We start from the raw sequence: 562 nt of genomic DNA on the forward strand, positions 1-562 counted from the left end.
ACATAAAAATTAAAAACGGGAGAGGCAGTTATCACGTGATGACATCCTTTACAAGACCAAATAACGGGCCTTTCCATACACGGCCCACAAGCCCCGGAAATCCTATTTACCGGGACCAATAAGTTGCCATATGAAAGTACAACTCACCAACCCCGATATTATTTCCGAAGAAGTACTTAAACAATAACAGTCACACAATCAACACGGTATCCGACACTGATTGTATTAACTGCCCTCTCGGACCCCAAGAAAGCGCCGTGTACGTTCCAGGCCGTCAAAGATACGTATCAGGCTTCAGTGTCAGGCCTATAACATCCTCCGGGCTTATTATCCGTGTACTTTTAATCAGAAACTCCGTTTTGCCTCCACCGGTCAAATCGACTGCCAACAAGTAACGCCCGGTTACCGTATTGAACTTGATGATCGTATCGCCCGCCTTGCTGGTGTACTTGTCCACAAAGTTCAAATCGACACCCGCGCTCTTGCTCATCTGCGACAAATCGATTTTGTCCTTGCCGGTGGTGAAATCCATCAACAGGTCCGCACGCTCGCGGGTCGAGTC

The 562-nt window shown here is 47.9% G+C and carries 1 protein-coding gene; it reads right to left on the reverse strand.

Translation table 11 applies throughout. From position 1 onward, the window contains the following. Positions 1 to 274: 274 nt before the first annotated feature. Positions 275 to 562: M10 family metallopeptidase C-terminal domain-containing protein (locus HX855_RS32855; RefSeq protein ID WP_178948052.1), on the reverse strand; the 288-nt coding region annotated here is incomplete at its 5' end.

This window comes from Pseudomonas sp. IPO3778 (assembly GCF_013386825.1).
GTDB lineage: Bacteria > Pseudomonadota > Gammaproteobacteria > Pseudomonadales > Pseudomonadaceae > Aquipseudomonas.